The organism is Psychrobacter sp. Arc9 (genome assembly GCF_041431295.1).
In the GTDB taxonomy this organism is placed as follows: Bacteria; Pseudomonadota; Gammaproteobacteria; order Pseudomonadales; family Moraxellaceae; genus Psychrobacter.
In genome coordinates this window covers 253,421-277,885 of the sequence record NZ_JASMRK010000001.1, presented here as the reverse complement: position 1 = coordinate 277,885, position 24,465 = coordinate 253,421, and the positions used below count along the sequence as shown (strand labels likewise).

Below are 24,465 nucleotides of genomic sequence, written 5' to 3'. Positions count from 1 at the left end.
ATACCGCTAAAATCTAGCGGTATTTTTTGTGGTAAGTATAAACAGTCAATACTAAATAACTAAAATATTGATAGGCAATAATGAGCAGATTAGCATTTTCATTATTATTATCAGTTTCACTACCCAAGCGTCATATCAGCTATCAGCGATAACGTAGCTATTCAGTTATTAGCTGTATCTTACCAATGCTAATACTTTCATAACCATATTGGTCAGTCAGTATTTAGTTTTTACCACGGTAGGTGATACGGCCTTTAGATAGGTCATAAGGTGTCATTTCAACTTTAACCTTATCACCTGTCAAGATACGAATATAATGCTTACGCATCTTACCAGAGATATGCGCGATGATTTCGTGCCCGTTTTCTAAACGAACTTTGAACAAAGTATTAGGAAGGGTATCAATGACTTCGCCTTCAAATTCAATAATATCGTCTTTTGCCATAATTTGTATCAATCAATTAAAAAATAAGCCCATATTATACGTAAGTTAGCGGATTAAAGCAATACGAACCTGCTTTTGACTTGACAGCATGTAAGTGATATGTATGCCAAATGATATTGATTTAATCAGGTAGATTTAACCAGACAGGCGTTAATGGCGCATCTGGCAATAAACTTTGGAAACGTTCAGGATAATAGGCATTGATAAAATACAATCCATCACCTGAAGCCGTAGGTGGTGCAATCGTTCGATCCTTTTTATGCAAAATATTCAAAAAGTCTGCTGGCTCTAGCTCATGTCTACCAATGGCATACAATGTACCCATCAAATTGCGAACCATGTGATGTAAAAACCCATCTGCTTGTATATCAAAAACGATAAATTGGCCATGAGCAAAAAGGTTGGCATGGCTAACCGTGCGCACTGGCTGATTGGACTGACAGGCCGCAGCACGGTAACTGCTAAAATCATGTGTACCGACGATATCAGCTGCTGCTTGCTGCATGGCTCCCAAATCAAGCGGTTCGTAGATATGAGTTACTTGGTGATTTAGTATCGCAGGGCGCTGTGCTTGGTTGAGCGTAATATAACGATAGCGACGAGCAATAGCACCAAAACGCGCATGAAAGTCAACTGGCATGGGTTGTATCCAGCGTAAAGCAATATCATCAGGGAGTAGGCTGTTCACACCGCGTAACCAGTTATGAGTAGGGCGATACGCATGAGTTGTAAAATGGGCAATCATATTACTCGCATGGACGCTGGCATCAGTACGCCCAGCTGCGATGACTTCTACAGGCTCGTTAGCCACTTTGCCGATAGCTGTCTCTAAGGCTTCTTGTACACCCAAAACCTCTCGTTGCCGTTGCCAGCCATGATAATGCGTTCCTAAGAACTCAATGGCAATCGCTAAAGTATAGGTTGGTTCAGTTTCGATAATTTCAGTCTCAGACATTAGGGTTTCTAAACTTATAAAATTGGAATTAATTTAAAGTCGCTTATCGCTTTTTGATGCTAGTGCTGGTTTGATTGACATTATTCAACCAACGCTGTCTGCGTCTGGCAGGACTGTCATAGCGAAGTAGCAACCATAGTAATCGGGCATAAATAGCAGGTGTGGTCAAACGTCCACCAGCAATGACATGATGCTCGTACTGCCAACTACCTGCCGCATAGCTATCGCTGACGCCACCAAACGGACATTGACTGGCTGATATCACCATATGTCCACGCTCATGAGCAAGGGTCAGTGTCTCTGCTAGTGCAGCTGAGTAAGGGATGTTACCGGCGCCAAATCCCAATAGAATGATGCCACATGGTGGCTGCGACAATAAAGCTTGTAGCTGGTTGTTTATCATTGAGACGTCGTTAGGTAGGCAATATAGCGCATGAACACTCGCGTTTTCAGCGCGTGTTTGAATACTGGATAGCAAGTCTTGTTGGTCATCAAGCCAATGTTGCCTACGCGTGTCAGGTAGGTTTTTTATATAGCTATTGGCTGGATAAGCAGCGCGAGAATGACCAGTAAATGCCATCAGATCATGGCTGTGAATTTTTTGTACCGTTTGAGCAGGCCATGCTTCCCCGCCAAAACTAACCTTCACGCCTGATTCACCAGCAGCGGCTAGTTTTAATGAGTCGGTGAGATTGCCCCAAGCATCGCTATGTTCATCGATGTTATAGGAGTGCAATATTTCACTGTCTAATAATGGGCGCATACTTGCGGTCAGAACAATACAAATATCACTACCTGCAAACGCTTCTGCTAAAAATGCGCCTAAGTAACTCAACGTATCCGTGCCAGTGATGAGTACAAAGCATCTATCACCTTTGGTATAAGCATTTAGTAGTAGTTGATAGAAATGGATAAAGTCGCTAGGAGTAAGTTGGCTGCTGTCTTTGATCAGGGCGTTTTCTAACCATGAGACGGTCGGTAAATTATTCGTACTGTCTTGTGCAGATAAAAGTTTTTGTAGAGTAGGCAAAAATATTTCTGCTGATAATGGCGCTAAAGGTCTGCCATAGCTACCAAAGGTACCACCAGCATAAATCAGTTGAATAGGATCGGATAGATTTTTGAGCATAACAGAAGATGACATAGTATCAACACAGTAAACAAGTATGGAAGAAAAGAGGCGCTAGAGGATTGAGCAACGATGGCTGAAGGGTTCAATAATAGATAGTATTAGAGTTAAATGCAAAAAAAATCAGCAAGCATCCCGTGATTAGGAAATACTTGCTGATGAGAGACTAGACGATTAACTACGCAGTACGTTCAAGTAGTAACTGTGCTTGCTGTTTCTGTTCACTATTACCTTGAGCTATCACCTCATTGAGTAGACGCTTTGCACTGTCATATTCACCCAGCTGCAAATATTGATCTGCCAAGTCTAACGTCACTTGATTACTGTCTAGTGACTTTACGAAATCAAAATCTGCTGCGAACCGTGATGAGAAATCTTCTGCTGACTCAGTCTCTTGAGGCGTAATAGGAGTGTCACTCTCAACTGGTGCAGCTGTAGAGACTGGGGTAGTGGTCGACGGAGTGTCAAATAGAGAATCAGCATCGTCAATATTAAAATCATCGTCTATCAGTGTATTGTCGTCAAATCTCAATGGTGCAGCAGGTGCGGTATTCGATTCTTCAACATCGCTAACATCATTAACCTCGATATCATCATTGAGTAATGGTTCCTCAAGATTAATATTTGCAAAGTTGTCTTCTTCAAGGGTCATACTCTCAGAAGCATTACTTCCAAAATCAGTATTTTCCAGAATGAAATTGTCAAAATCACTGTCGTTTTCAGTCGTAGATAGGTCGTCATTGGAGACAGTACTGATATCATCTGATGCATCTAGACTGCCCAAAGATAAAGCAAAGTCATCTTCACCGTTTTGGATAGTATCAATAGAGTGTTGTTCTGAATTCGTAGATACGTCATTAGGAACGATATTGTCTTTGTCTGTATCGGCTGCTAAATCATCGAAATCTAAGATAAAATCTTCTTCTAGTGCGGCTTTCTCATTGTCATCATATGAGAGGTTAGTGTCTATAGATGATTCATTCGAAGTATCATTAAATGAATCAAAGTCAAACTCAAAGTCACTAAGATCGTTATCTTTGTTATTACTAATATTATCGTTAGCGGAGCTCTCTAAAACGTCGTTATTTACATTGTCCAATGGTGTGACAGGCGTTTCACTTGTCGTATTAGGCGCATCGAAATCATTCTCTAGATCGCTGAGAGTCAGATCAAAGCTATCATTCGGATTTTCGGTAATAGAACTAACATTGTCGACTTTATCTGATAACTCTAAGCTGTCGATAGAATCATTTATTGCAATCTCATTTAGTGCAGTATCGTTATTACTTTCTTCAATTGGCTGATGAGCTACTGCATTAGTACTATCATTCTGACTAATAGGTAAATCGAAGTCGATAGCGACAAAATCGTCTTTGGTATTGTCTGTGGCTAGCGTTTGCACAGCGGCAGGTTCTAATTCCTCAAAAGATAGACTTCTTATCTCGTCTGCTTGAGCGATAGTCTGACTATCGTTATGAGCTCTTATAGACTCATAAATATGGTTGAAATCTTCTGGCTGGTTTATCGTCGCGTATATGCTGAGTAGTTTAAGAGACAATGCACTGTTATGAGGTTTTTCACTTAGACCACGTTTAATGGTTTCGATCGCCTTGTCATAGCGCTGCTGATCCATAAAGCGTTGAGCAATAGTGATATGGTCAAATTTATGGCTATTGCTGACATTAGTGTGGGTAGGAGTATCATAGTCTACTTTTGGTGATGGAGTAGGCGTATCTTTTCTTGCATTAATAGGCGAAGGTGATGACGATTTCTGCGCCTTATTTTTGCGCAAGAATAAAGCAGCCACTAACAGAATAAGCGCCAATCCGGCGATGATATATAGCATATTGTCCATAGTTATTCCTACGCCTGTGATCACAATCTAATGTATGAATCAGTTAGGCAATTATTGATTGCGTAATTTTTCGAGACGAGCCTGTAGCTCAGCCAATTTTTGGTTTTGTAATTGAATTTTTTTAGTATAGCTACTAAGAGTGCTACTTGTACTTGATAATCGTTGAGCCTGTGATGCTGCCTGCTGCCGCGATGCTTTAAGTGTCTCTAATATATCTGTACTCAAACCATTCCCTGTACTTGATGCTGCTTTTGCTTGAGTGCCATCTGCATTGCCATCTCGCCCAGGCGCAAGCACAGAAAATTGTGCTTTTGATAAGGTCTGTGTTTTAGTTGTCGTGGCTTTCTCAGGGCGTTTGACCGCTTGCGTACTTATAGAAGGTTTTTTAAAAGGTCTCTGAGCTGCTTTTTGCATCGCCGCTGTATTTGCTCTACGAATATATTGTCTTTGTGTATCGATAGCCGCTTCTAAGTTTTTCTGTGATGGTATAACATCGTAACTAGGCAAAATAAGCTTAGCATCTGCTTTTAATTGATCTGCGTCTTTATTGATAAAGGCATCAGGGTTTTGTGACTGAATTTGCTTCATCACAATGGAAGTATCTAGATTATTTTCTTGCGCAATCTGTTGAGCAATAATCCATAGGCTATCGTTACGTTGTACTTGGTATTGATTGATTGTCGAGCTATCTGTTGCTCTATCATTTGAAGGTACATTATTAATAGTGCTATTAGGGGGTTTCGACGTTGCATTGCCAATAGAAGCTGCCACGACGCTAGTAGCATTTTTCTCAGTATTGCTTGCGATGATACTAGGAATCAGAGTAGGTACGGGTGAGGCGTCAGCGTCTGTTTTTTTACGACTCGGTTGTATCTGCCGTGTGACTTGAATATTTAGAGTATCGAGTGGTTTATCGATCAACACTTTATCTAAGATAGGAGTGTTTTTAACACTTGCCTTAGCGCTGTCATTGATGACAGCTTTCGTAGTTTCAGTATCGTTATTTGCATTTAAGGAACTGCTATCTAAACGGTTCGCTGAACTAAGTCCGTTATCAGTATTCTTTGCATTACTGATAGTATTTTTTATATTAGAGTCGCTATTTAAGCGCCCATTATCAAGTCGACTAGGCGCGTAAGTAAAGTTGCTAGTCTGCGAAGTAGCTGTCACTGTTGGAGCTTGTATCTTAGACACTGATCTGGAAATGAAAGAATCAACTGATGCTATGTTTGCTAGAGCTGGTTTATTTGCAGCAGCGTTAGATACCGATATTAGTGGCGGCGGTGCACCTTTTCTTACGGTTAACGGTTTTGCAGCGCTTGCAGAAACATTTGGTAAATTGAGTTTCTGAGTGCCTTTAACACTGTTCTTGGAAGCATTATTAATCGGTAGACTATCGCTTAACGGCATTAATAATGTTTTTGGTACGACATTTTGCTGCCCATTATCATTGATCGATAACACCAAATCAGCAAAAGGCTTGGACACAGGCTGTGATGTGCTGATTAATACTTGACCGCTAGTCGCTGAAGTTGCTTGAAAGCGCACCTGCATTGAATCAGTCGGCGTCAAGCCCATCTGCTGATAGATAACTGGATTGGCCAAGCTCGCTGAAAAATCAGCCGCTCGTATGTCGGTAACCACGATACTTGCGCTCAAAGGTTCATGCTGAGCTGAACTAACGACTGTCTTACCGATAGTCGCGGCTTGCGCGCTTGGAATAATAGCGGCCAAACCTACAGAATAAAGTAATGCCATCGATACCGCGCGATGTACAGGAGTCAAGCGACGAGATAAATGACAAGACATGAGCAGTCCTTTACAAAATAAGTTATCTTTGCTGTTATAACAAAGTACGGTTTAGTTTACCAGTTTATTTCACAACTGTTGCGTCCAATGCATAAATGTTTAATTAATGTTCAGCTTGTTTTCTTGTCAAGTAACATCGCATCGCCATAGCTAAAGAATCGATATTCGTTTTCAATAGCATGTTGATATGCCTGTTCAATCGATGCTTTGCCAGAAAAAGCTGATACCAACATTAGCAACGTCGATTTGGGTAAATGAAAGTTTGTTAACAGTCGATCAATGACACCGAATTTAAACCCTGGATAAATAAAAATGTCCGTGTCCCCTGACCAGCTAGAAAGTGCTTGCCCATTGATAGCTGTTTTTTGATACACCGTTTCAAGGACGCGAGTCACCGTGGTACCAATAGCAATAACCTTATTGCCATTTGCATGCGTCTGATTAATCAGCTCAGCAGTTGCTTGTGGCAGATGTGCATACTCACTGTGCATAGTATGATTGAGTAGATTGTCTGTTTTAACTGGCGCAAAGGTACCAGCGCCAACATGCAATGTCACAAAAGCAGTACTGATGCCTTTTTCCACCAGCTTATTGAGCACCAAGTCATCGAAATGCAAACTTGCTGTCGGTGCAGCGACACTTGCAAGCTTAGCGGGATCATGAAACACCGTTTGATAACGAGTATTATCAGTATCGTCAGCATGACGTTCAAAGTAAGGCGGGATAGGTAGCTCGCCGTAAAGTTCTAAATCAGGCAAAATTGGCGCATCAAAGGCTAAAATAAACAAGTTGTCCTGACGACCAATCATCGCGCCACTCATATGACTATCGGCCAGTTGAAAACGTTGACCAAGTTTCAGTGCTTTGCTGGCTTTTACATGGCAAAGGGCAATATGTCCTTGGTTGACTGATTCATTATTTGAATCTTCTAAATGCAGTGTCGTTATATCTAAGTCTGAGACAGTAACCAATCGCTCAATCAAAACCTCAAGTTTACCGCCAGTATCTTTTTGACCAAATAGGCGTGCCTTCATCACCTTTGTATCATTAAATACAATCAGGTCTCCAGCATCTAATAAATCAGGCAACTTAGAAAACAAACAGTCTTCTACAGGCGTAGCATTTGTGTCAGTGTGAGCAGGCAAGTACAAAAGTCTTGAAGCAGAACGCTGCGCTAATGGATATCGCGCAATCAAACGATCTGGTAGGTCATAGTCGTAATCTTCCACGCTTAGATAATCTAAGACGTCACTATTGTTATTGGTATTAAGCGAGGCATTAGAATCGGAAGATGCAGTGTGAGTGTTGGTCATAATCAGTCTTTAAATGGATAGAAATTTTGGCATAATTGTAGCAGAAATACTGCTATAAAAGGTTGCTTTACTAAGTAGTCAAAGTGCACAAAACATATTTGAACTACTTAAATAGCCTAAGCAATGAATTTTAACTGTCCTAATGTTTATTACGTTAGTCTTTGTTTATTTTACTCAAATAAATTTAATTGAGGCAATAGTTGGGCTGCAGGTGTCAATGACGAAAAAGTAACCCCGACTAATCGGATAGGGAGCTGGCGCGGAATATCTAAGAATAATTTGTCTAACCAGTAATGAGCAGATTCAGCACTACTAAAAGCGGTAGTCAGCGTGTGCGTACGGGTAATCTGAGTAAAGTCGGCATACTTAACCTTGAGCGTTATAGTATGAGCGATGAGATTTTTTTTGTGCAGTTGCGCGAAGGCATCCGCATTTTGTTCATAGATTTGTACACGTAACGCCGTGTCATCGTTTAGGTTTTCTCTAAAAGTAGTCTCCGAACCAACAGACTTATGCAGGCGCTCAGACTTGACAGCGCGTTCATCGCGACCATGAGCGATATCATGATAAAACTGTCCTCGCTTACCAAACTCATTAATCAATACTTCGGCTGACATACGGCGTAGATCAGCACCGTTAGTCACGCCCATCGCATGTAATCGTCTTGCCGTTGCTTTACCTATCCCATGAAATCGTTCAATAGGCAGTGTACTAATAAAAGCATCAGCGTCTTCTGGTGTGATAATAGCGGTGCCGTTAGGCTTATTGATGTCAGAGGCAATCTTGGCCAACATTTTGTTGAAGGACACGCCAGCAGAAGCAGTCAATCCTGTATGTTGCAATATTTGTGTTCTTAACCAATTGGCCATCAATGTCGCTGAGCCTTTATGTACCGTGAGACCAGTGACATCAAGATAAGCCTCATCTAGCGATAATGGCTCAACATGAGGCGTTAAGCTGTACATGATATTGCGAATATCGCTGCTAACAGCTCGATATACTTCAAAACGTGGTCTGACAAATATGACTTCTGGACAACGTTTGCGAGCCTCATAACAAGACATAGCTGAGCGCACCCCAAACTGACGTACCTCATAGCTAGCTGCTGCTACAACACCGCGACCATTTGGATCTCCACCAACAACTAATGGCTTGCCCCGTAACTCTGGGAAGTCACGTTGTTCTACACTGGCATAAAACGCATCCATATCTATATGAATGATTTTACGTGGATTGGATGCTGTAAGAGTTTTCATTATTAATATTTTACATCACTCAATACTTTTATTTCAGTATCGATTATTAAACGGTAAAGGGGTTTTTCGAATATAGAACCATAAAAATATGGCAATATGCGAATAATTCATATATCAATAATTAAATATAGTGTAAAGTTAATAGTCAGATATATATGGCGTTAAAATACTAATAAATTAAATATAGTTAACATATGTTTACTAATAGATGTTCTGTATGGTACATACCTTAAGTTTTTCAGATTTTCCATACCGCCTGTCTGAATATTATCGCCTTCCATCATGAATATTATAGTTGTATGTTACAGTTCTAATGCTATCGTTTTACAATATATTAACCACGATAATCAATAGTTATGAAAGTAATAAATGGTCTTTTATAGGAATTGTATTTACCTGATAAGACATTGTTTATAGCTCATACCAAACTTATGAATTGAGTACTGGCAAATTAACTTTCTAAAAAAATAGTAATGAGAAAGTTCAAGATAATTAAGGAGCTGATGATGAGTCATGAATTAAAAGGGAGCGATTTGACACGAGCAATGCTAGCGCGGGGTGATGAAAATATATGGTGTGCGGTGTGTGATGAAAGCGATGAACAAGCGATGATGGATCAGTGTGGTAATGATTTTACCGCTTATATTGTGTCATTTAATGATGGATATTTTTATTGTAGTGCTGGCATGCCATGGAGTTATGCGGTACCGATTAAGATAAGCGCTGTCATGCCATTTGAAGTATCGATATAAACAAGCTAGGAATTTATTAAAACACAAATATAAATAATAAGCACAAAAAAACCTCCGATAAAGGAGGCTAATTTGTACTAAATAATGGTACCAGTGGTCGGACTCGAACCGACACGCTTTATAGGCAACGGATTTTGAATCCGTCATGTCTACCAATTCCATCACACTGGCATGTTAGGTGATAAAGTCTATTGTGCGAAACCTTATCGAATTGGGCTACAGTGTTCTCTGTATAGGCTGCGTATTATAGCAGCCTATTTTTTAGCGTCAAGAATTATTTATAATAATTGTGCTTTTAATCACATTAATCTTAACCGACAAAGGCGCGCTCAACCGCATAGTCCGCTTGCACGCCCATGCGTGGCGACACAGTGAGACCAAAACCATCTAAAATCTCAGAGACTTCCGCATTGAATGGCATGCTGCCACAGATCATGACACGGTCATCGTCTTTATTCATCGGTGGCAAACCAATATCTTCAAAAAGTTTGCCTGATTTCATTAAGTCGGTAACACGGCCTTGATTTCTAAATTCTTCGCGAGTAACCGTTGGATAGTAGATAAACTTCTCGCGGAACCATTCGCCAAAGATTTCATCGTTGGGTAGCTCATTTTCGAACATGTCACGATACGCCAAATCATCTGCATAACGAACGCCATGCACCAAGATGATTTTATCAAAGCGCTCATAAACCTCAGGGTCACGTGCCAAGGCCAAAAATGGCGCAAGCCCCGTACCAGTGGACAACATATAAAGGTGTTTACCGGGTAGTAGATCGTCTAAGACTAGCGTGCCGGTGGGCTTTTTGCTGACCAATAGCTCATCGCCGACTTTGATATGTTGTAGGCGTGAGGTCAAAGGGCCGTCTTGAACCTTGATAGAAAAGAACTCTAGATGGTCTTCATAGTTAGGGCTAGCAATCGAATAAGCGCGTAGCAGTGGTCTGCCATCGACAGCGAGACCAATCATCGCAAACTCGCCATTGCGAAAGCGTAAGCCATCGTCACGTGTGGTTTTGATGCTAAATAAGGCATCATTCCAATGATGAACCTCTGTAACCGTTTCGGTGCGAAGTTTTGACATAAAGTCCTCGTTAATAAGTCGCTATTTTTATCGTTAAGTGTAAATGAGTATGAAATTAGAATTTTCAATGATAGCTGTTGGACGCTAACCATATATAAGCGGGTAATTATTATTAAAATATTAAAATGACTATAAATGCTCATGCTTTGAAATATTTTTTAGCCAAAAACCAATAATATTGTGAATGTATGAAGCAAGTTACAAAGCATTTTTTTTACATTTATACAAGGAATCGTAGGCTAGTCATAAGGTTTTTGTCCTCATAAGCACTATAGGTATTGTATGAATGCAAGCCATTCTCAATAAATTTCACGCTCATAATACCAAACTTTAAAATAAAAATCTGTCTAGCAGCCACGATGTACCATGATAAAATGGAATATCGTTAGTGAGTAATTTTGTATGCTTGAGCCAATTGGCTCGATAAAGACCGTTTGTTATCAGTGGAGTGACCATATGTCTGGCGATAATGCCTTGTTGAATGACCAGCATCGAGCACCAATCATTGGCTACCATCGTGCGCCGCTCTCACAGAAGTTTGGTGCGCCAAGACAACCGAATTTGGTGGCGCTGACTAGTGTAATTGAGATGCTAGCGCCTTACGATACGCCAGCGGCATTCATTGGCTTAGACACTTTTAGCCATATTTGGATCAGCTGGCAGTTTCATCACAACTATTTATATAAAGACAATCAGAATCACAAAAACGAACAGAAACATCAAAACGACCAACTTGATATCACAGGTAGCGGTTTTCGACCACAAGTTCGACCGCCAAGGCTTGGTGGTAATCAAAAAATAGGCGTGTTTGCCAGTCGTAGTATGTATCGACCATCCGCTTTGGGATTGTCTGTGGTGAAACTTGAGCGTATTGAGGTGATACAAGGTCGGGTATTAATTATCATCAGCGGTGCTGATATGATAGATGGTACGCCCATTATCGATATCAAACCTTATGTGGCTTATAGTGATGCATTGAGTCATGCAAAAAGTGGTTTTGCGCAAACTGCGCCGCACTTGTTGGATGTGACGATTATCGAGCTGGCTTATGAGCAGTTTTTGCAAATTGTCGCCAATCAAAGTGCGCAAAATGCAGCGGTAGAAAATGCTCAAAATAAGCAATCATCAGTTAAAGCAGTCATTGATAAAACTCAAAAACAGTTAATGATGGCTGATCTAGACACTATCAAAGCCTTAATCGCCCAAGATCCACGTCCTGCCTATCGGCGCACCGAGTTAAATAAGCGTTTTACCATGCGCTATAAGTCTGTTGATGTCAGCTTTCAGCTGATAGAATCGGGACAGTTGCAAATAACGGCCGTTGTAGCAGTGACTCCTTAGCATGAAATTGGCGCACTGTATTTATGCTTTATCAAAGCCATGAAAGTGAAAGCTATAAACTGCTGATTTGTGAAATATTTATTGACCAATAAAAGAAGAAAAATATGTCTGCTCAAAAATATTCGATCGTGATTGATTTACGTTGGTGTCTTGATGAATTACTAGCAGATAGAGTAATTGATCAGCGCGGCTATAATCTGGTGATAACCAGTCGCCGTGACAAGGCGCAGCATCCGCTTCTGACGATTAGTGAGTTTGGGTTGCCTAATGGTCATGCGGATGATCATGCGCTTGATAGTCATGCTGAGAGTAAATTAACGATAGCATGGCTCAATCAATGGCTAGCGGCCAAAGCAGACATGCCACTTGTGCGTATTGATCCACTGAAAGTTGATGTGCCAGCCGTCACGCAGCTGATGTCGTTCGAATATGCGCGCTCGCAGCATATTTTACCGATTGAGGTCGCTGTAGACGAAGTGGTTATCGGAACGGATCAGCCTTTTTATACTGACTGGCACTCAAGTATTGAAAAGTTAATCAAATCAAAAAGCTATCGTACGGTCTATATCAATCCTGAGCAGATTAAACGCTATCGGCAAGAGTTCTATCAAGTCACCCAAGCGATTGCAGGCGCAAACAGTGTCCATAAACGTGCAGCTGCCGATGTGACCAATGTCGAAGCATTATTACAATTGGGTGACAATACCAACCCTGATGCCAATGACCAGCATATTGTCAGAGTCGTTGATTGGCTGTTGCAATATGCCTTTGAGCAACGAGCTAGTGATATCCATTTAGAGCCACGTCGTGAGACAGGTAAGGTTCGCTTCCGAATTGATGGTGTACTCCATACGGTGTATGAGATGCCATTGGCAATCATCGTCGCGGTGACCGCACGTATCAAAATTCTAGGACGGCTAAATGTTGCAGAAAAGCGTAAACCGCAAGATGGTCGTTTAAAGACGCGAACGCCAAAGGGGCTAGAGACAGAACTTCGTTTGTCGACTATGCCAACCGCTTTCGGTGAAAAGTTGGTCATGCGGGTATTCGATCCTGAAGTGCTGGTGCGTTCCTTCGCTCAGCTTGGTTTATCGGGTAAGCAGCTTGAAACGTGGCATGAGTTGACTGCTCATCCAAATGGGATTATTTTGGTCACCGGGCCTACAGGTTCAGGTAAGACCACGACCTTGTATAGTACTCTCAAGCAGCTAGCGACTGAACAAGTTAATGTCTGTACCATCGAAGATCCTATTGAGATGATTGAACCTGCATTTAACCAGATGCAAGTGAATCCAGGTGTCGATTTAAACTTTGCTGACGGCATTCGCTCTTTGATGCGTCAAGATCCTGATATTATTATGGTGGGGGAGATTCGTGATGCTGAAACAGCCAATATGGCAGTACAAGCCTCATTAACAGGGCATTTGGTGCTCTCGACACTACATACCAACGATGCGCCAAGTTCAATCACTCGCTTGCATGATTTGGGTATTCAGCCATTTTTGACATCAGCGACTATATTGGGCGTAATGGCACAGCGGTTGTTACGTACGCTATGCCCGCATTGCAAAAAAGCGGTAGACGTTGTGCCAGACAGTGAGATTGCCATTCAATGGCAGGAGTTGGTACAACCTTGGCGCGCACCTGCCCCAGCACAAATTTATATGGCTCAAGGCTGCGAGCATTGTCGACATACTGGTTATCAGGGACGAGTCGGCCTATACGAGATTATGCCATTGTCTAACGAATTAAAAAAACTGGTCGCAGCCGATACAAACTTAGATGTACTCAAACAACAAGCCTATCGTGAAGGTCTACAGCCATTGCGTTTATCAGGGGCAAAACGTATTAGTGAAGGCGTGACAACCATAGAAGAGGTGATGCGAGTCGTGCCTCTTAATTAACTATTGTATTTGAAGTCGTGTTTAGCGTTCCCAACGTACGTTTTGGCGAATAATTTTTGCTGGTGTGCCTGCTACCATACAGTTTGGTATAGTGACTGGTTTATTGACGAAGGCACCTGCTGCGATGATACATCCATCAGCGATAGAGACGTTTTTTGAAATAGTCACATTAGCCGCAATCCAAATATGATCTCCTAGAATGACATCAGAATGTGCTTTGTTCACTCGTACGTTAGTATCTATATCGTAGACCTTGTGCACATCGGTAGCGCGAATTTCAATACCACGCGATATCATGCAAGACTTACCAATGGTTACACTCTTGTCACGTGCCAAGATATAGCAATCAATGGCAGTGGTATGCTCACCAATATGAATGCGTAAATGATTACCAACGACTAATAATTGACCAGAGAATTTAACATGTTCTGCGATAGTGACTTGATTGTGATTACCATTAATGTCGATTTTTAATTTATTAAGTTTCCCATGACTACCAATGGTAATTCGATTGTTATCACCTTTACGAATGGTAATTGTGGAGTTGCCAATGATACGTACGTCGTTAGCTATTTCAATGTAATTACTATGGCCTTTATCTTGTAGTAAAAACCGTTGTCTATAGAGTTGCTTCGGTAACAATGTTTTGAATATATGCGGTAAAGTGATAGTTTTTTTATGATTCATATTATGGCACTTATGAGAGGTAATAAAGGTTTTAAAGCTTCGGTTTTTAAAAGACTGTTATGACGTATCGACTAAGCTCGTATCATCCATTTATTTAGAATAAATTCTATTTAGAGTATTTTTGATAGCTATTAATGTAGTGTACCGTTAAACGATACTTGAAAACAGATTCCTTCACAGCAACCAATGCAAATAAGATTTAAATTTTAATTCCCATACTTTTAATTAATAAGTTATAAAAACGAGATTATTTATGTTTACAGATACTCATTGTCACCTTAACCGTTTAGATTTGACGAAATACGATGGTAAATTATCTGGCGCGATTGACGCCATGAAAACTGCTAATGTTACCCGTGCGATGGCGATCATGTGTGATTTTGCAGAATATGATGAGATTGCCAATATTGTGAGCACCTATGGTGACGAGACATTAAATCTAGGGATGAGTGTAGGGATTCATCCTTGTGAAGATATTGATGTACTGAAATCAGCGACGGTTGAGCGTTTAGTAGAGACTGCTGATAAAGATCATGTATGGGCAATAGGCGAGACGGGGCTAGATTACTACTGGTCTACAGAAAATAAAAAAGAGCAGCAAGCCAGTCTTGCACGTCATATCCATGCCAGTCAGCAACTAAAAAAACCGCTGGTCATACACATGCGTGACGCAAAAGAAGATACGATCGATATCTTAAAAAGTGAAGGCGCTGAGCATGGTATTATTCATTGCTTTACTGAAGACTGGGAGACCGCAAAACGTGCTTTAGATTTAGGATTTTATATCTCCTTCTCAGGTATTGTCAGTTTTAAAAGTGCCCAAAATATCCAAGATGCTGCAAGGCACATGCCTAGAGACAGAATCTTGATTGAGACCGACAGTCCATATTTGGCGCCTGTGCCTAAGCGTGGTCGTCCCAATGAGCCTGCCTACGTACCCTACGTCGCGAGCTTTATCGCAGATATGTATGGTTGTGATAGTAACGAGGTCGGAGCATTAACCGCAAAAAACTTTGAAAATTTACTGGCACAGTATCGCTAAAATGGTTATGCTATGACCAGTCAGTCATTTATGTGATAGTCGTATAGCTCAATCCCCCTTAGTATCTGATTTACTAAATGTAACTATATGATTATCAATGACTATTTGTAAATATAAGCATATCCCTTTTATGGTATTTCAGCAGTTCTTGTATAGTTTTATACGCTCATTGCCAAATGTACGCACATAATTGATGGTCATATGCTTAATCTTGTCATGTTTTAGGAGAGATTATGAGTCGTCAGCACCAGTTCAAGGCACGAGAAGAGAACATCTTAGCGATGGCAGAACAATTGCTACTTGAGTCAGGCGATGGTGATATCACTTTAGACAGTTTGGCAGATCAGCTCGATTTGGCTAAAGGCACCCTGTACAAGCATTTCTCCAGTAAAGATGAGCTTTATCTGCGTATTATTATTCGTTACGAAGAGCAATTGTTTGAGATTAACCGTATTGATGACTGCCCCTCGGCAGGCGTTGCCCGTATGATTTTTCAGCAGTTATTCAACCCGCAAAAAGCCATGCTATTGAACCAAATCGAAGAGCGTCTGGCAGCATCAGTGACTGGGCTCAATCGTTTGTTTGGTGAGTTATATGATATCCGTCGCCAGCGTATGAAGCGTTTGATTGATATTATTAGCGCATACCTAAAAGATGAGCACAGTAATTTGAGTACTCGTGATTATCTATCGTCTATTTGGGCGATTGGTCAGGGCGGTGCAGGGCTCTTAAACTCAAGCTTTTACCAACGCTACTTAGGTCGCCGTGATACGCTGCGTTATGCCTTTGTTCAGCAAGTGCTAGAGTTGCCAAGCCATTATCCTGCTGATGATGAAGAGGTCATGGATGAAGATATGCAAGAGCTGGTAGAGCAAATCGATACTGAATCAGAAGAGCACCGTAATACCAACTATTAAATTAGTTATCGGTAAAGTATCTCTTAGCAAAGTAACTATTAATAAAGTAGCAAGTAATTTTTGGGTTATGAACCTTTTTCGGCTTTGATAAATCGTGTTGTAATGCTTACCATTGCAGCACGATTTGTATTATGAATTTATATATCTTCTAATATTCTTCAAACCCCCTTTCTCATTCTGCGACAATTAAAATTGGGCTTATAGGTGCAATATGCCGGTCAGTGTTAAGACGCAGTCCAGTTCAGCGGCTACTTGCTCTTTTACTCTAATTAGTCAAACGTCTCAGTCAAGCTGCTTAGATACAAGACCTACAGACCATTGTCGCAGCTGCGTCTCCATATCAAGTGATGCTTATCACTTATCATCATTCTCATCAATAAACAGTCGGCCACAGGCTGGTTTTACATTGGTGGAAATCGTGGTGGTAGTGGCTATCTTGTCTATATTTGCTGGCATAATGAGTTTGTCTGTCGGTAGCAGTGAATCCCGCAAAAACCGCGCTTTTTATGAGCATCTGACCGATTCATTGAGTTACGTTCGCCTATTGTCGGCTGAACGTATGCAGCCGATGGGTTTGCGTATGCAGGCAGATAAGCAGGGGCAGGTAGAGCCGGTCATCGTTACATTATCAAATCCATATGTCGCGTACCAGACAACAGAGATGATGTCAGATAGCGCCGACAGTCAGCCTAAGAATGCTATGGAGCTGTCGGCAGAGGTTGCTGGTCTATCAGGCTCTACTGATGAGCAAAAACCAACGCCAAGTTGGGAAGTCGAGTCGGATATCAATTTGCCTGAACTGCCCACTGGCGTGAGTATTAGAGTTCAAAGTTTGGATTCTAGCGGTTTACAGAGTACGGGACGAACCCAAACGTTACAGCCTTGGTTTAGCGATCAAAATGTACCGCAGGTATTGTGGTTTGGTACAGGACAAGCAACGCCCGTCACCATTGAAGTGCTTCACGATTCGCGTTTAGTGGGCGAGGTGATTACGATAATGCCAGATGGTAGCATGCGAATCGGACAGGGGTTATAGTGGCTAGATTATATAAACCTCCTATGACAAGCCAGCCTGTGTCACCAAGATCTATATCACTCAAGTGTGGACGCGAGAGCGGCTTTACCCTTATCGAAGTGATGGTTGCTTTGGCTATTTTGGCAGTGGTAGCAGTCGCGGCGAGCCGTGCCAGTAGTGCATATCTGAGCTCAGTTGATATATTGCGTACTCGTACGCTTGCTCACTTCGTCGCTCAAAATGCCGCCGCTGATTTGCGTATTCAAGAGACGTGGCTGACAGCCAACCGCACCCAAACCGTGAACGCTCAAGGGCGTGATTGGCAAATATCAATGACAGTCGGCGACGCCATCACACCTGCCCTAAAAGAAGTAAATATCGCAGTTGCGCCTATTATAGATGGACAGACACGCACATCGGTCACTGATATCACTGTGATGCTAAGTAATGCTGAGCAAGATACGGGCAGTTTGGATTTAAGTGGTCTAAGCACAACAGGTGATAGCGGGCAAGCAGAGGGCGGTCTGTGAGGCATCAGCGTGGTTTCACATTACTTGAGCTAATGGTTGCCATGGCAATATTTGCGATGCTAGCTGTTGCATGCTGGCAAGTATTTGATGGGGTCAACCGTGCTCGTGAGCGCGCGCAATTTCATGCTGACAATCTGGCTGTCTTGCAGTACGCCTATTTGCAATTACAGCAAGACATGGGTCAAATTATCCCTTATCAAGCGGCTACTACTCAAAGTGTCAGTGCGACGAATAACAGTCCAAGCGATAGTACTAACGCGAACACTAGCTCCCAATCAAGCGAGCAAATGAACAAAATTGCGCCTGAGCCCTTTATGAGCTTAGATGGCGAGCATATCAGCTTTGTACGCTTTGCCGATCCTGATCCAAGATATCAGAGTAGCAATAGCCTCCAACGTATCGAATATATTTTTGCGGATGAACGTTTGATACGTCGCCAATATACCAGTATGGAAGGCGGGCGTGATAGCGTCAGCTTGGACAGCGTATTGCTCGAAGGTGTCACAGCAGGGAGCTGGCAAGCCTATCTACCAGAGCTAAGTACCAGATTTCCGAGCGATGACATTAACAGTGGCAGTAGTGCAAGCGTAGCAGTAGTACAATCAGCGAATACAGCGAATTCCAAGCCAACAGCTGTTTTATTACCGAAAGGAGTCGCGGTTAGCTTTACATACCAAGACATGCCAATCACTTGGCAATGGGCACTTGCCCCGCAACCGATATCGCATAGCAATAGTCAAAGCATCGCCAATAATACAGAGGGTGGTAGCAATGATAATGCCAATAATGACAACAGCGGTAATGATGGTAGTGACAATAATAGCAGTGCGGATGATAGCAATGTAGGAACGAATAATTGAGAAGGTAGTAGTTAAAATGCATCAATTGCTCAACAACAAAGGCTATGTATGTCGATGACTGCGAACTCTCAACGCGGTGTTGCACTGCTGACTATCTTATTATTGGTAGTGAGTATTACTGTGGTTGCAGGATCAATGCTTGCTAGCCAAAAAATTGCGATTAGGCGTAGTGGTCTGTTATTCGATCAAAATCAGTTGCTGCAAGATATCGATGCAGGTCAACAGTTGGCTGTGACGATGATTCGCGCTGATAGCAACCTCAATGATACGGATAGTGCGCAAGATATCTGGGCGCAGCCTATACCACCTTATACATTGGCTAGTCACAGTGTCAGCATCGAGCTACGCGATGAGTCTGGTCGTTTTAACATTAATAACTTGTATCAAGATGGGACGGCCAATACCACTGCTTTAGCAGTATTCCAACGACTACTCACGCAACTAAATCTAGAGCCTGATATCGCTATTGCTATACTTGATTGGCAAGATGCAGACGGCGAGGTATATCAAGATGGCGGTGATGAAAGTACGGTATATGCGCAGCAGTCAAACGCTGTAGCAACAGATGCTCTGCCAAATCAGCCTTTTGTCAGTATCGATCAGCTACTAGAAGTGAAAGGGGTAAGCGCTGAGACATTAGCAGTATTACGGCCTTATCTTACCGCAGTGCCTTATTATGTGCCGATTAATATCAATACTGCCAGTCCTGTATTGTTAGCAGCACTAATTGAGGGTGCTAACAGCCAACAGATGCAATCACTGGTAGATATGCGCGCACAGCAGGCGCTGACGTCTATTGATACAGTATGGCAATTACCGATATTCGGCAGTCTAAATGATGAGCAACGAAAAGCACTAACACCAATGCTTGCCGTTGACAGCCAAGCATTTATGGCGCTTATCACAGCGATTGATAATGCAACTGTCGGACAGGCGAGAGAGCGTTTTGCCACTGTTTTGATTAGTAAAACTGTCGTTGATAATAATCAAGTAGTTAATAGTAGTGAGGCTGCTAATAATAATCAGGCGAGTAACAGTAGTGAGGCAAACGGTAAAATGCCCAAGGCAGTCAAAGTAGTGACACAGCGACTATGGGCATTTCGTCCGAGCTTTTAGCAGAGAGTATTGGGATCGACATTTAGTCTTTTAGGCGTGTTTCTTCGCTAGATTTCCAATTATAAGCCCCGTAAAAAAGCATCTGTGCTTGACGAGTACAGTTATGTAGCATCAGCTGTTTGTTCTCTTCGATTTCATTTAGATCAATCTCATCATCATGATCTTCCGTATAGGTCAGCTCTAGCCAATCAACAATCCAAGAGAAAAACATATTCACACCAGCTTCAGCCAATAGACGACGGTCATAAGCGTTGATATGGGTAAACGCTGGCTGCAACGCTAAGTCGTCGGCCAACCCTTGAGCATGTATCTTAATCAACTCATTGATGGCTTTGCGTACTGCTTCTGATCCACCATAACGCTCACTGACCAAGAACTGCCAGTAATAAGGCTGATCGCTGACCATATACAAGAATAGCTGAATACTTTTTGCGATTTGACGATCAAAGCTACGTTTGCGGCCAATCTGCAGGCTATCACTTAACGTGGCTAACGTACCGCCCAATTCCTCAATGACCAAAGCGCGCCCGAGTGACTCCATATCATCAAAATGGCGATAAAACGCCGTCGGCACAACGCCAACCTCGCGTGTTACTTGTCTGAGACTGATAGAGCTAAAAGATTGCCCTGTCATACATAAATCGAGCACAGCATTAAAAAAGGCGTGCCGAGTTTGAAGTTTTTTTTGTTCGCGACTGCTCATAATATTTCAAAATTGTCCGGTAGGTGTTTATCATACTCATTTCAACGCATAAATACGACTGAAATACGCCATTCGTGTTAATTTACTAAACCTGTATTGGTCTTTTAAACCACTGTGCCCCAATGACCCTGCAACTCTTGCGCCAGTCGATAAGCTTCATGATCATTCATACCTGTAATAAAATCCAAAATATTTAAGACATTATGATAGATATCGTCAGACAAGATGCGGCGATGTTCGTCAAGATGAGGCTGTAGTAATCTTAACAGACGTTGCTGCTCAAAAGACATCGGCGGCTGCATAGTAGCAGATTGAGACCCTGTCCAAGCGAGTGGCATAAAGGCATTCAATAGGCTATGCAAGCACTGATTGGCCATCAGCTCCATTCTTACTTTGCTCGGATGGTTAAATATTTTTTCGCGTGCCAGCTGCTTAGCTTGATTGATACCATTCTGCACACTGGTATCGCAATGGGCAAATAGGCTGCCTTGCAGCGTTCCAGTTAGCAATGCATCACTATTGGCTACAAAGGCATCGGTGACGGTATTGACCAAACGCATCATGGCTCGTGCCCGCAGTGAGGCAAGACTTTGTCTGACAGACATATGCGCTGGCAAGTTTACGCTGCTTGGACGCTCACCAATCAGCTCATAAAATATCGTGGCAACTTCGGCATAGGTTAGCATATTCAGATTGATGCCATCTTCTAAATCGATTAGCGCATAACAGATGTCATCTGCCGCTTCTAGCAAGTAAGCCAATGGATGGCGCGCAAAGCCATCGTGTTGCTCTGAGCGCGGTAAGTGCAAACACGCAGCTAACTCTTCTAACTGAGAAGCCTCGCTATAAAAGCAGCCAAATTTTTGCACGTTATAATGGTTGTCATTGACATCGTTACTGTGAGTTGCCAACCACGGATACTTCATAAAGGCGCCTAGCGTGGCACAGGTGAGCCGCATACCACCCTTGTCAGGGTGATGCTCATTACGTGCCAATAGGCGAAACCCTTGAGCATTACCCTCGTATGCCAGTAAGTCCAGTCGCTCGTTGCTGCTTAAATTTTGCAAAATTGCTTGCGGTTCAGGCTGCTTAAACCAATCACGAATCGCATACTCTCCTGCATGTCCAAAAGGCGGGTTGCCAATATCATGAGCGAGGCAGGCGGCTTGTACAATAACGCCGACATCCGCAGGCGAGATACCCGCTGGTAAACCATTGCCTAATTTATCATGTAACTTCTCTGCTGCCATCATTGCTAAAGAGCGTCCAATACAGGAGACCTCAAGCGAATGCGTCAGGCGAGTATGAATGCCGAGCTGATTGGTCAACGGATGAACTTGGGTTTTTTGATTGAGCTGACGAAAGGAGTGCGAAAACACCAGTCTGTCATAGTCTTTATGAAATTGAGAGCGAGTGCTTGTATTGGCGTTGAACTTCTTGGAAGCACCAAGACGCTGCGAGTTGAGCAGATGAGACCATTGTGTGGTAGGAGACGGCAAAGAAGTTGGTGTACTTAGCATATTAAACATCCGAAACCAAGGGAGCCTCTAGCATAGCAAAATAGCGCCCTTGGTACAGATATATAGTCAGAGAACTACTAAACGACTACGGTGTTCCCCTCCTTAAAGGTGCTATTTGTACAATCTGTAGTCGGCTGCCTTGTACTCATTTTAGACTTCTTTGACTAGAGTTAATGCCCTATAAATTGTATACGGTGCCAGTTTCGCTTAGCCTACTATTTGTAGTAATTTCACTCGCCTTGCTTGTATCCAAATTATATTGAAACGACTATATTAAGACTTTTGACAGTTAAAAAGTACGTCTTCTTTGTCGATAGCTACATCGCTGTCCAGTGTCTTCTTGAGCAATGTCGCTTTGTCTCCATTTACTCGCCATATGATGCCGTGGGTATCGTCTAATCCAATATCGCTGGTATAGATGCCCTTATCAGCATCAGTTTCACTATTAGCAGTAGCCGTTAAATCGTATTCGATACCATCGATGAGCAAATGCGCTGTCTGTGGTGTACTGTCGCTATGATAAGAAACGCCGATAGTAGCAGTAGGCTCACAAGAGAAAGGAGTGCTGTTGCTGGCATGAGCTGCATGATCGTGACCTGCGTGCGCATGTTCCTCGTGGCTATGACTTTCATGATCGTGTCCTTCATCATCGGGCCCTTCATGGTCATGTTCCATATCACTATGCTCTTCGTGGTCGTGCTCTTCATACTCTTTATCATCATGCATCTCATGATCTTGTTCATGCTCGACGTGATTATCTACTGGTGCTTCTTCAGATACCACTGCATCGGTATCGTTGTTCGGCTGACAGCCCAGTAAAGAGCCAGCCATCACACTACCTAGTATAGTAATACCTGCAAGTTTAGAAAAATAAGCCGCCATAATATAATTCCTCAAATAAGCAAAATAAAGATATGTTATAATATAACAATATAATGACAAAATAAAGCCGATGATGGAGAATATCCAACATCGGCTAATTAACTTTAAACAAGCTATACTATTTAAAGTTACACGTTAAATCTAAAGTGCATCACGTCGCCATCTTGCACGATGTAAGTTTTACCTTCTAAACGCGATTTACCAGCAGCAGCAGCGCCTTTTTCACCGTTGTATTCGATAAAGTCGTCATAGGCAATGACCTCAGCACGAATGAATCCGCGCTCAAAATCAGTATGAATTACGCCAGCTGCTTGCGGCGCTGTCGCACCAATAGCGACAGTCCAAGCACGTACTTCTTTTACGCCAGCGGTAAAGTAAGTCTGCATATCAAGTAAGTCATAGCCACCACGGATTACTTGGTCAAGACCGGCTTCTTCCATGTCCATTTCAGCTAGGAAGTCTTTTTTATCATCTTCATCGAGCTGTGCAATTTCAGATTCGATCTGATTGCATAGCGCGATTACGATAGAGTCTTCACCAGTGGCATAGTCACGAACAGCGTCAAGATATGGGTTGTTTTCAAAACCATCTTCAGAGACGTTAGCGATATACATGGTCGGCTTTAGCGTGATTAAACCATAGCTTCTGATCAGTTTTTTCTCATCAGCGTCTAGGTTAGCAGCACGAGCCGCTTTGCCTTCTGCTAGTAATGGCTCAATCTTTTTGAACACATCAAGCATGGCACCAGCGTCTTTATCGCCGCCTTTTGCTTTTTTGGTCAAGTTAAATACCGCACGTTCAACAGCTTCTAAATCTGCAAGTGCCAGTTCAGTGTTGATGGTTTCGATATCATCAATCGGGCTAACGCGGCCATCAACGTGTACGACGTTGTCATCATCGAAACAGCGTACAACGTGAGCAATTGCATCGGTCTCACGGATGTTCGCTAGGAACTGGTTACCCATGCCTTCGCCTTTCGATGCCCCTGCAACCAAACCTGCGATATCGACAAACTCCATCGTCGTTGGTAATACGCGTTCAGGATTGACGATATCAGCCAGTTGCTTTAGGCGTGGGTCTGGTACTGGCACGATACCCGTGTTGGGATCTTTGGTACAAAATGGAAAGTTTTCAGCGGCGATACCCGCTTTGGTCAACGCATTAAACAAGGTGGATTTGCCCACGTTTGGTAGGCCGACGATGCCGCAATTAAAACCCATAACATTCTCTCAATGTATTAATAAAATCAGTTGGTATAAAGTTTGGTTAAATGATAAATCAAAATTGGGCACATTGTAGCAAATTTACCTGAATAGGGGTGAGGTTGTTACGGTATATGCTCAGGTTTTT

General features: G+C 42.4%; 22 protein-coding genes and 1 tRNA gene. 9 read left to right on the top strand and 14 right to left on the bottom strand.

Annotated features, from left to right (window positions below; genetic code table 11):
* Positions 1-223 precede the first annotated feature (223 nt).
* From infA to dinB, 7 genes are all read right to left on the bottom strand, one after another.
* A complete protein-coding gene (gene infA / locus QO187_RS01105; RefSeq protein WP_021814850.1) occupies positions 224-445 on the bottom strand; it encodes a translation initiation factor IF-1 in 222 nt (73 codons plus the stop codon).
* A 121-nt stretch (positions 446-566) separates the two neighbouring features.
* Positions 567-1,400, bottom strand: coding sequence for a tRNA pseudouridine(38-40) synthase TruA (truA, locus tag QO187_RS01100; protein WP_102094922.1), 834 nt, complete (start codon positions 1,398-1,400; stop codon positions 567-569).
* Positions 1,401-1,443: 43 nt separating this feature from the next.
* Positions 1,444-2,544 carry an asparaginase gene (locus QO187_RS01095; RefSeq protein WP_228153260.1) on the bottom strand — a complete coding sequence of 367 codons (1,101 nt, stop codon included), beginning with the start codon at positions 2,542-2,544 and terminating at the stop codon, positions 1,444-1,446.
* A gap of 163 nt (positions 2,545-2,707) precedes the next feature.
* Positions 2,708-4,384, bottom strand: coding sequence for a FimV/HubP family polar landmark protein (locus QO187_RS01090; protein WP_102094920.1), 1,677 nt, complete (start codon positions 4,382-4,384; stop codon positions 2,708-2,710).
* Positions 4,385-4,435: 51 nt separating this feature from the next.
* Positions 4,436-6,193, bottom strand: coding sequence for a FimV family protein (locus QO187_RS01085; RefSeq protein WP_102094919.1), 1,758 nt, complete (start codon positions 6,191-6,193; stop codon positions 4,436-4,438).
* 110 nt (positions 6,194-6,303) lie between these two features.
* On the bottom strand, positions 6,304-7,506 hold the full coding sequence (queA, locus tag QO187_RS01080) for a tRNA preQ1(34) S-adenosylmethionine ribosyltransferase-isomerase QueA (protein WP_102094918.1): 1,203 nt from the start codon (positions 7,504-7,506) through the stop codon (positions 6,304-6,306).
* A 170-nt stretch (positions 7,507-7,676) separates the two neighbouring features.
* A complete protein-coding gene (gene dinB / locus QO187_RS01075) occupies positions 7,677-8,762 on the bottom strand; it encodes a DNA polymerase IV (protein WP_102094917.1) in 1,086 nt (361 codons plus the stop codon).
* Positions 8,763-9,268: 506 nt separating this feature from the next.
* On the opposite strand from dinB, the gene QO187_RS01070 reads away from it, so the two are divergent.
* Positions 9,269-9,514, top strand: a complete 246-nt coding sequence (locus QO187_RS01070) for a hypothetical protein (protein ID WP_057759343.1) — start codon at positions 9,269-9,271, stop codon at positions 9,512-9,514.
* 85 nt (positions 9,515-9,599) lie between these two features.
* On the opposite strand, the gene QO187_RS01065 is transcribed toward QO187_RS01070, so the two are convergent.
* A tRNA-Leu gene (locus tag QO187_RS01065) sits at positions 9,600-9,685 on the bottom strand.
* A 139-nt stretch (positions 9,686-9,824) separates the two neighbouring features.
* Positions 9,825-10,598, bottom strand: a complete 774-nt coding sequence (locus QO187_RS01060; protein ID WP_025650828.1) for a ferredoxin--NADP reductase — start codon at positions 10,596-10,598, stop codon at positions 9,825-9,827.
* Between the two features lie 456 nt (positions 10,599-11,054).
* On the opposite strand from QO187_RS01060, the gene tsaA reads away from it, so the two are divergent.
* Complete coding sequence (gene tsaA / locus QO187_RS01055) at positions 11,055-11,939, top strand: tRNA (N6-threonylcarbamoyladenosine(37)-N6)-methyltransferase TrmO (RefSeq protein ID WP_102094916.1); 885 nt, start codon at positions 11,055-11,057, stop codon at positions 11,937-11,939.
* Between the two features lie 104 nt (positions 11,940-12,043).
* Positions 12,044-13,843 (top strand): GspE/PulE family protein, encoded by a 1,800-nt coding sequence (locus QO187_RS01050; protein ID WP_102094915.1) that lies wholly within the window; start codon positions 12,044-12,046, stop codon positions 13,841-13,843.
* Between the two features lie 21 nt (positions 13,844-13,864).
* On the opposite strand, the gene QO187_RS01045 is transcribed toward QO187_RS01050, so the two are convergent.
* The gene (locus QO187_RS01045; protein WP_102094914.1) at positions 13,865-14,530 is read right to left on the bottom strand and encodes an acyltransferase; all 666 of its coding nucleotides are present in this window, start codon (positions 14,528-14,530) and stop codon (positions 13,865-13,867) included.
* Positions 14,531-14,783: 253 nt separating this feature from the next.
* Between QO187_RS01045 and QO187_RS01040 the strand changes: the two genes are divergently transcribed.
* From QO187_RS01040 to gspK, 6 genes are all read left to right on the top strand, one after another.
* Entirely contained in the window at positions 14,784-15,572 is a 789-nt protein-coding gene (locus tag QO187_RS01040; protein ID WP_102094913.1) for a TatD family hydrolase, read from the top strand.
* A gap of 233 nt (positions 15,573-15,805) precedes the next feature.
* Complete coding sequence (locus tag QO187_RS01035; protein WP_057759351.1) at positions 15,806-16,489, top strand: TetR/AcrR family transcriptional regulator; 684 nt, start codon at positions 15,806-15,808, stop codon at positions 16,487-16,489.
* A gap of 409 nt (positions 16,490-16,898) precedes the next feature.
* Positions 16,899-17,525, top strand: coding sequence for a prepilin-type cleavage/methylation domain-containing protein (locus QO187_RS01030; protein WP_371546707.1), 627 nt, complete (start codon positions 16,899-16,901; stop codon positions 17,523-17,525).
* Positions 17,526-17,563: 38 nt separating this feature from the next.
* Positions 17,564-18,034, top strand: coding sequence for a type II secretion system minor pseudopilin GspI (gene gspI / locus QO187_RS01025; protein ID WP_371546706.1), 471 nt, complete (start codon positions 17,564-17,566; stop codon positions 18,032-18,034).
* Entirely contained in the window at positions 18,031-18,894 is an 864-nt protein-coding gene (gene gspJ, locus QO187_RS01020) for a type II secretion system minor pseudopilin GspJ (RefSeq protein ID WP_102094911.1), read from the top strand. Before gspI ends, gspJ begins: the two co-directional genes overlap by 4 nt.
* 48 nt (positions 18,895-18,942) lie before the next feature.
* Positions 18,943-20,010, top strand: coding sequence for a type II secretion system minor pseudopilin GspK (gene gspK / locus QO187_RS01015; protein ID WP_228153259.1), 1,068 nt, complete (start codon positions 18,943-18,945; stop codon positions 20,008-20,010).
* A 22-nt stretch (positions 20,011-20,032) separates the two neighbouring features.
* On the opposite strand, the gene QO187_RS01010 is transcribed toward gspK, so the two are convergent.
* From QO187_RS01010 to ychF, 4 genes are all read right to left on the bottom strand, one after another.
* Positions 20,033-20,713: a TetR family transcriptional regulator gene (locus tag QO187_RS01010; protein WP_102094910.1), complete on the bottom strand. Its 681-nt coding sequence runs from the start codon at positions 20,711-20,713 to the stop codon at positions 20,033-20,035.
* A gap of 104 nt (positions 20,714-20,817) precedes the next feature.
* Positions 20,818-22,233, bottom strand: a complete 1,416-nt coding sequence (locus QO187_RS01005) for a deoxyguanosinetriphosphate triphosphohydrolase (protein ID WP_102094909.1) — start codon at positions 22,231-22,233, stop codon at positions 20,818-20,820.
* 273 nt (positions 22,234-22,506) lie between these two features.
* Positions 22,507-23,115: a hypothetical protein gene (locus QO187_RS01000; protein WP_102094908.1), complete on the bottom strand. Its 609-nt coding sequence runs from the start codon at positions 23,113-23,115 to the stop codon at positions 22,507-22,509.
* Positions 23,116-23,243: 128 nt separating this feature from the next.
* On the bottom strand, positions 23,244-24,335 hold the full coding sequence (gene ychF, locus QO187_RS00995; RefSeq protein WP_102094907.1) for a redox-regulated ATPase YchF: 1,092 nt from the start codon (positions 24,333-24,335) through the stop codon (positions 23,244-23,246).
* Positions 24,336-24,465: the final 130 nt, after the last annotated feature.

Coding starts and splice junctions, on each gene's coding strand:
- infA (WP_021814850.1), bottom strand. CDS start 445: ATGGCAAAAGACGATATTATTGAATTTGAAGGCGAAGTCATTGATACC.
- truA (WP_102094922.1), bottom strand. CDS start 1,400: ATGTCTGAGACTGAAATTATCGAAACTGAACCAACCTATACTTTAGCG.
- QO187_RS01095 (WP_228153260.1), bottom strand. CDS start 2,544: ATGTCATCTTCTGTTATGCTCAAAAATCTATCCGATCCTATTCAACTG.
- QO187_RS01090 (WP_102094920.1), bottom strand. CDS start 4,384: ATGGACAATATGCTATATATCATCGCCGGATTGGCGCTTATTCTGTTA.
- QO187_RS01085 (WP_102094919.1), bottom strand. CDS start 6,193: ATGTCTTGTCATTTATCTCGTCGCTTGACTCCTGTACATCGCGCGGTA.
- queA (WP_102094918.1), bottom strand. CDS start 7,506: ATGACCAACACTCACACTGCATCTTCCGATTCTAATGCCTCGCTTAAT.
- dinB (WP_102094917.1), bottom strand. CDS start 8,762: ATGAAAACTCTTACAGCATCCAATCCACGTAAAATCATTCATATAGAT.
- QO187_RS01070 (WP_057759343.1), top strand. CDS start 9,269: ATGAGTCATGAATTAAAAGGGAGCGATTTGACACGAGCAATGCTAGCG.
- QO187_RS01060 (WP_025650828.1), bottom strand. CDS start 10,598: ATGTCAAAACTTCGCACCGAAACGGTTACAGAGGTTCATCATTGGAAT.
- tsaA (WP_102094916.1), top strand. CDS start 11,055: ATGTCTGGCGATAATGCCTTGTTGAATGACCAGCATCGAGCACCAATC.
- QO187_RS01050 (WP_102094915.1), top strand. CDS start 12,044: ATGTCTGCTCAAAAATATTCGATCGTGATTGATTTACGTTGGTGTCTT.
- QO187_RS01045 (WP_102094914.1), bottom strand. CDS start 14,530: ATGAATCATAAAAAAACTATCACTTTACCGCATATATTCAAAACATTG.
- QO187_RS01040 (WP_102094913.1), top strand. CDS start 14,784: ATGTTTACAGATACTCATTGTCACCTTAACCGTTTAGATTTGACGAAA.
- QO187_RS01035 (WP_057759351.1), top strand. CDS start 15,806: ATGAGTCGTCAGCACCAGTTCAAGGCACGAGAAGAGAACATCTTAGCG.
- gspK (WP_228153259.1), top strand. CDS start 18,943: ATGTCGATGACTGCGAACTCTCAACGCGGTGTTGCACTGCTGACTATC.
- QO187_RS01010 (WP_102094910.1), bottom strand. CDS start 20,713: ATGAGCAGTCGCGAACAAAAAAAACTTCAAACTCGGCACGCCTTTTTT.
- QO187_RS01005 (WP_102094909.1), bottom strand. CDS start 22,233: ATGCTAAGTACACCAACTTCTTTGCCGTCTCCTACCACACAATGGTCT.
- QO187_RS01000 (WP_102094908.1), bottom strand. CDS start 23,115: ATGGCGGCTTATTTTTCTAAACTTGCAGGTATTACTATACTAGGTAGT.
- ychF (WP_102094907.1), bottom strand. CDS start 24,335: ATGGGTTTTAATTGCGGCATCGTCGGCCTACCAAACGTGGGCAAATCC.